The organism is Oleiphilus sp. HI0123 (assembly GCF_001635315.1).
Window position 1 is genome coordinate 1 of sequence record NZ_LWGE01000670.1, and the last position, 6,368, is coordinate 6,368.

The 6,368-nt window shown below is 44.1% G+C and carries 6 protein-coding genes and 1 pseudogene; 3 read left to right on the forward strand and 4 right to left on the reverse strand.

Features of this window, described 5'->3' with window-relative positions; all coding sequences use genetic code 11:
- Positions 1–874, forward strand: an 874-nt coding sequence (locus A3761_RS27120) for a hypothetical protein (RefSeq protein ID WP_197472878.1), incomplete at its 5' end; no start/stop codon positions are given.
- Between the two features lie 202 nt (positions 875–1,076).
- Positions 1,077–1,637 carry a YecA family protein gene (locus A3761_RS06060; RefSeq protein WP_068507962.1) on the forward strand — a complete coding sequence of 187 codons (561 nt, stop codon included), beginning with the start codon at positions 1,077–1,079 and terminating at the stop codon, positions 1,635–1,637.
- Here A3761_RS06060 and A3761_RS06065 read toward each other — a convergent pair.
- The gene (locus A3761_RS06065; protein ID WP_068749983.1) at positions 1,588–3,312 is read right to left on the reverse strand and encodes a fused response regulator/phosphatase; all 1,725 of its coding nucleotides are present in this window, start codon (positions 3,310–3,312) and stop codon (positions 1,588–1,590) included. The genes A3761_RS06060 and A3761_RS06065 overlap by 50 nt on opposite strands.
- Before the next feature lie 47 nt (positions 3,313–3,359).
- A pseudogene (locus tag A3761_RS28500) lies at positions 3,360–3,935 on the reverse strand (methyl-accepting chemotaxis protein); the annotation flags it as partial.
- 804 nt (positions 3,936–4,739) lie between these two features.
- On the opposite strand from A3761_RS28500, the gene A3761_RS06075 reads away from it, so the two are divergent.
- Complete coding sequence (locus tag A3761_RS06075) at positions 4,740–5,393, forward strand: hypothetical protein (protein ID WP_156490425.1); 654 nt, start codon at positions 4,740–4,742, stop codon at positions 5,391–5,393.
- Positions 5,394–5,422: 29 nt separating this feature from the next.
- Here A3761_RS06075 and A3761_RS06080 read toward each other — a convergent pair whose 3' ends face one another.
- Both A3761_RS06080 and A3761_RS06085 read right to left on the reverse strand, forming a co-directional pair.
- Positions 5,423–6,046, reverse strand: coding sequence for an L-threonylcarbamoyladenylate synthase (locus A3761_RS06080; protein WP_068509760.1), 624 nt, complete (start codon positions 6,044–6,046; stop codon positions 5,423–5,425).
- 77 nt (positions 6,047–6,123) lie between these two features.
- The coding region (locus A3761_RS06085) for a BolA family transcriptional regulator (protein ID WP_082870183.1) at positions 6,124–6,368 on the reverse strand (245 nt) is incomplete at its 5' end.

The window sequence follows — 6,368 nt, forward strand, 5'->3', positions numbered from 1 at the left end:
AAACAATACCTTAGCAAAAGCGGACGACAGTGTAGAAGCCAATACCACAAAGCCTGAAGCTAAAAGCAGCGAAAATAAATCCACTACTCGCTCTTCTAACCGTAGACGTTCAGAAAACCGTGGCGAGCGCCGTAGCAAAGCTCCTACGAAGAATGCTGAAACTGACACCAAGGGTGCAGTTAGCACAGTAAGCGAAAGCCTTAAGGAAACCGCTAAGCCTGTCGCTACAACTGAGCCTAAAGCAGAAGTCTCAAAACCTAAGGTAGAAGAGAAGAGTTCATTGCCTCAAGCGAGTAGCAACGCTAGCCCTGCACCTGCTGCAACTGAAAGCAAGGAAGATAAAAGCTCTGATAAAGCTGAAGTTGCCGAAACTAAAGCTGTAGATTCGCCTAAAGCAGTAAAAGAGAGCAAAGCAGAAACAAGTGATGAAACTGCAACTGAAGTAACTACATCAGATGCCAGCTCTAGTGATAGCGAAGAGAAAACTTCGACTCGCCGACCTCGTAGCCGTAACCCTCGTAGAAATCGAGGCAATAAAGCGACAAACAGCAAGTCGGATGCCTCTCCAACGAAGACGCAAGCTGTTGCTGATAAGGAAAGCGCGACAAAAGAAATAACTGGCAATACAAGCCCTAAAGCCGAAGCGAAGCCGGCTGATGAGCATAAAGTCGAAGTTAAAAAGCCAGCTCGCCGTCGTAGACCTAACCGCTCTAACCGGGTTCACAATGACCCAAGAGCGCAATCAGCTGAAACTGAAAGCGCGGCGGCTCCTAAGTCACCAGAGCTGTCAGCTGTTAAGGTTGAGGTGAGCCCCGCTGAATCAACAGCAAAAGCTGAAGACAGTAAAGCAACTCAGACTACAGATACTGAATAGCATTTCCGCTAATTAAGTTCTGAAAGACCTCAGAGCCGGTATGAGCAATTAGTTCTTACCGGCTTTTTTATGCTTACCAGGTACTGCAGATACTAATCTGTGGAAAATCAGTTTATACTCTCGTTTTTTATACCACCCCGCTCCCAACCAGCGCCCATACACACATGAACGCATTGGTTGCACTGTCATACGGTTTTAGCAAATGTCACTAAGCGAACAACAAATTGAACAGCTCGAAGATATTCTTTTTGCCGAGCATCTAAATGAAGAGGCTTTGGATTATTTTGGCTTTCACGGCCTTGTATGCGCCAGTGTTATCGGGCCGGTAGACTTTGACACTAACACTCTTATCTCTGTGCTATTTGGCAATGATGATATCGAGCTTAGTGAATCTGAAATCGCCACTATTGAAAGCTGTATCGAAGAGATCAAGTCGACATTGCTTGAAGAGATTAATGAAGACCGCGATATACTCTTACCCTACAGCGATGAAACTGATGACGACAGCGAAACTCACTACGATGCCTGTCTTGAAAGCTGGTGCACAGGCTTTATGGAAGGTTTCTTCTACAAAGAAAAGGCATGGTTCTGCAAAGGTGAAGATGTTACCGCCGAATTGCTACTTCCTATCATGGCCCTTTCAGGCCTATTTGATAGTGATGAGTTTCAAGAAATACGTCGAAACGAAAAGCTTTTATCCCAATTCGAAGAAATTATGCCGGAGCAATTGGTGGATATCTTTCTTTTCTATCATTCGGATTAAGTGCCAAGGTCGCCTCGACACAGCGGCCTTCATCACTATATTCAACCGTTTCACACAGAGATCGGACCAGCGCAATTCCGCGCCCCCATGGTTTAGTATTCATTGCCAGGTCTTCGTTCTGTGAAGCAAAATCAAAGCCTTTCCCGGTATCTCTGAGACTTATTTTCAACTCACTACCGGAACGCTCGTAATCAAAGCTCACACTAATGCTAATGCGGCCCGCATCCAAGGCGTCCATCCGTTCCTGACGCTGCTGATAGTACTTTGTAAATCCGTCATGACTGCCTTTTATAGTAGAGTCTAAGGCTAATAAACCATGCTCCAGCGAGTTGAAGTAAAGCTCAGACAAAATAGTCCTGATCATATCGGCTCGACGGTACAAAAACAGATCTGCTGGCAACACTTTAATGACCTGCACAATGGGGTCAGGCTGAGAGTGTATTCTCTCTGCATCAAGATCGACATTAACTGACCAAGGCAAATTCGTCTTTGGTTCAAGATCTATTACACTAGAATTATCAATTGGGCCTGCGGTGATTTCAACCAAAGAGATATCGTCCTGCTGCGCAGAACCTTGGCTGAAGCTATGATAGTCATCCAGTAGGCCGTCAAACACACGCTCTTGCCCGCCCTCTTTCACTCGGCGGTCAAGTGAGTCCATCACTCGTTCTTCACCAAACATTTCATCACTGTCTGTAGGGCTTCCTTCAAGAATTCCGTCAGTGAACATAAACAACTTATCACCATAACGTAATTCGTGTAGTTCTATCTCACTATTGAAGCGCTCTGCCGGCACGATACCGAGCGGCATATGTCTCGACTTTACGACACTTACAAGCCCCTCCCCAGGTCTTGTAATATACGCATCTGGCAACCCCCCTGCCCATACTAATGCTTTATCTCCCGATTCTGGCACATGTATTAGTGTCGCGGCGCAAAACATGTACTCAGGCAAAAAGGACTTTAAGGACTTATTCATCGAAGACGCAATTTCCATAATCGGCATACTTTTTTCACACATGGAGAAAAATGCTTGCGAGACAGGAATCGTACCAATTGCTGCAGCTAAACCATGACCAGTAAAGTCACCGAGAAAAGCATATAAACCACCACTTGGATTTTCGGCCAAAAGAAAGATATCGCCATTAAAGGTCGACATTGAAGAAAGATAGCTTTTAACATTTTTACAGTTCTGCAAGCTCCTCTTGAGCGTATGATTTAATACATGACGCCCCATCTCATGTTCTTGCGTTAATGTCGCGTGTAGACGGGTTAGCTCACTGTTTTTCGCATGAACTTGCTGGGTAAGCTCCTGAGTTCTCGCATGAGCCTTAATCTTCGCTTTTAGAACAATGCCATTAATGGGCTTTGGTAAATAATCATCTCCACCACTCTCCAGGCAAGCAAGCAAAGATTTCTCATCATGTTTTGCTGTCAGAAAAATAATAGGAACATGGGTATCGCCTGCGCGCTTTTTAATTAAGGACGCGGCTTCATAGCCATCCATAACAGGCATGACAATGTCCATCAGAACAAAGTCTGGCTGGTGCTCATCAAACTGCTCGACTGCTATCTGCCCATTTTCAGCTTCGATGCAGTCGTGGCCTTCGGATTCAAGCAAATACCTTACTAGAATACGATTCGATTCATGATCGTCCACAATTAGAACATTCATTCCCATTGTCTGTACTACCCACCCACGCTATTGATTAATATTTTGCGTTAAAACAATGAGACATTGTCATCACTCGCTTCTGCCGCAACACTACTCTTAGAGCCACTCTTTTGCTTGCCAATCTCTTGCAATAAGTCGAGTATTTCGGCTTCACTGGACACACTCCTTACCTTATTCAGCGCCTCTTGTAACAAAGAGTTTTGTTGCAGAAAAGAGTTAATATCGGCACTAACATTATCAGCAAACTGTGAACTCCTGACCGCGTCAGCCACGTCCACTTTTAACTTTTCTGTATAAGCGGAAGCTTCATCCATAGTATTTTCAATGGTGACATTTGTTTGCTCCAAATCTACAAGCATTTCATCGACATGGGCTTTCGCACTGATCGCCATATTCATATCCAAGGATGCGATCTCTCCCACAATTTTGCTTGAACCATCAATCGCGCGCTTTGTGTTCTCAGATGTTTCAAATATTTTGTCATTAAGGGTGTTTGAGTTTTGCGACAAGGTACGTACCTCGTCAGCAACCACGGCAAATCCTCTGCCGGCTTCACCAGCTCTCGCTGCCTCGATTGCCGCATTTAATGCCAATAAATTTGTTTGATCAGCAATACCCCTGATCTGCCCTAGCAAGGTAAAAGTTTGTTCAAAATGATGTGACATATCCTCGATTCGGTGAACAGCAAAGATACTTTTTTCACTCACCTCAACCAATAATCTGACATAACTATCTATTATCCCCATCAACTCATCAGCAAATTGCCTGACTGTTACTTGCTCTTCTCCACTTGTTGTTTCATCCTCATGGACCATAGCAACAACTTTTAACAAGAGCTCTCTTTGTCGTTCAGATTTCTGAGATATTCCGGTAAAACTGGCACTAATCTGATCAGCGCTTTCAGTCACCTTCTGATTAATGTGGACAAGATTTTCCTTCACAAGCTCTGCTTGTTCACTCATTACTGCGCATGCTTCCTGAGTGAGTTCAGTGGCCTTATCATTTAGCAGTGATCGCTCTTGTCCCGCATAACGACTACGAAGACTCTGCACATTTGCATAGTGGGCCCAAGCCCAAGCAATTGAGGTTAGAACAACCGGTATAAATATGAGTTTGGTGGGTATATAAAAACAACCCAGCGTCGTCAACAATGTGAGAATAATAGGTAAAACCGGTGCGCGATACGCTGACATTTCTGACATAGAACAAGATTGCCTAATTATTAAGAAACCAAATCCCTGCAGTCTAGTAAGCAAAGCCCTTCTTTGCCAGCAGCTATTCAAATCTAGGGGTGGGACAATTCCATGTTAACTTACCCTAGCCGCCTAACAAGCTTGGCATTTAATTTGCTATTCCTTAGATAACTAGCATTTTTTGTCAGAAAACGGTCATTGATTGCCGAACTGGAACTTAGCGAGCAAATAACCATGGCACATATATCAACAGAACAAGCCTTACAGATCCCTCAGCAACTACAACGTCAGGACTCTCAAAACGGTACTGAAAACAGCAGCCACGCAGACGACAGTGCCAGACGCAAAGAACAAGCAGAAAAGCGAGTATTGCTAGACGATGCGGTCACTTTATTAAGACTAGGCATTCAAAGTCAAAGTAAAAAGGTAAATGTTGAAACATTCAAAACGGAGTTAGGCCAAGATAAAGCCTTCCTCAAGGAAACTCTGCGTAATAAGCTTGCTGAGTACAACTTAAACCCGAGAACCCAGCTAAATGTAGAGAAGGATATTTACGGCAACATTGAGATCAAAGGCGCGATGCGCCCAAGCGATCATGAAAAAATAAGTACTGACCTTAACAACAACAAACACTTTAAAGAGGCTTTTCAGCGTTTGAGCAAACAGCAGCCTACACTTGATTACGTAGACAATGTCGTGAAGATTTCTGGTGCATATGGAGTTGGTAATAATCTCTTTAATGAGCTAATTAGCGAACAAAATGAGCATAACAAATTAAATGATATCGCCCATCGCTATGAAGCACTGAAAACCAACAAAATCACCAATAATAGTGAGCAAGCAGCTCTGTCGAAGGATAACAGCTTCCGCTTAACGATAAACGCATAAACCGTACCCGCCTAAACAAGCGGTGATACTTAGCCCTCGAAAGCCGAGATGTCACCGCAGCCTTTACGAACAATCTCCGTTTCTTCGCCTGATAAGTTCACCACAGAGGTTGCCTCAAAGCCACAGAAGCCACCATCTATAACCAAATCAAGCGTATGCTCTAACAAAGAACGAACCTCGTAAGGGTCAGTCATAGGCATATCATCACCAGGCAAAATAAGCGTTGTACTCATTATTGGCTGACCAAGCTCTTCCAGCAAGGCTAAAGCAATTTCGTTGTCCGGAATTCGGATACCGATTTGACGTCGCTTTGGGTTCATTAAACGCCGCGGAACTTCAGTCGTCGCATCGAGAATAAACGTATAAGGGCCCGGTGTGTGTGCCTTTATCTGGCGGTATTGTTGATTATCAACTTTAGCGTAGGTTGATATATCCGTTAGGTCACGACATACCAGTGTAAAGTTATGCTTTTCATTAAGCTTTCGAATCTGCCTAATTTTATCGGCGGCCTTCTTGTCGCCTAAATGGCAACCTAGTGCGTACGCAGAGTCAGTCGGATAAGCAATCACACCACCGCTTTCAATGATCTCTGCCGCATGTTTAATCAACCTCGCCTGAGGGTTCTCAGGATGAATCTGAAAAAATTGACTCATCGTACCTACTCCTAATAAAGGGCAATTCCAATTGAATATCTATCAGCTATTTAGGGTTCTGGCCTGCTACAGCTGTACTATTTAGAGCCACCCATACAGTTTGGGGACTCTGGTGATTTCTCACCCATGATACTCGACCATTCTTGCGGAACATATAAATGTAGTGCCAAAGCATGTAGGCCTTGCTCCATTAAGCCACCAAGCAAGGCATAGACACTTTGATGACGAGCAACTTTAGACTTTCCCTCAAAATCCTCAGTAACCAAAGTCACCTTAAAGTGAGTCTCAGAGTTAGGAGGCACGCTATGCATATGGCTCTCAT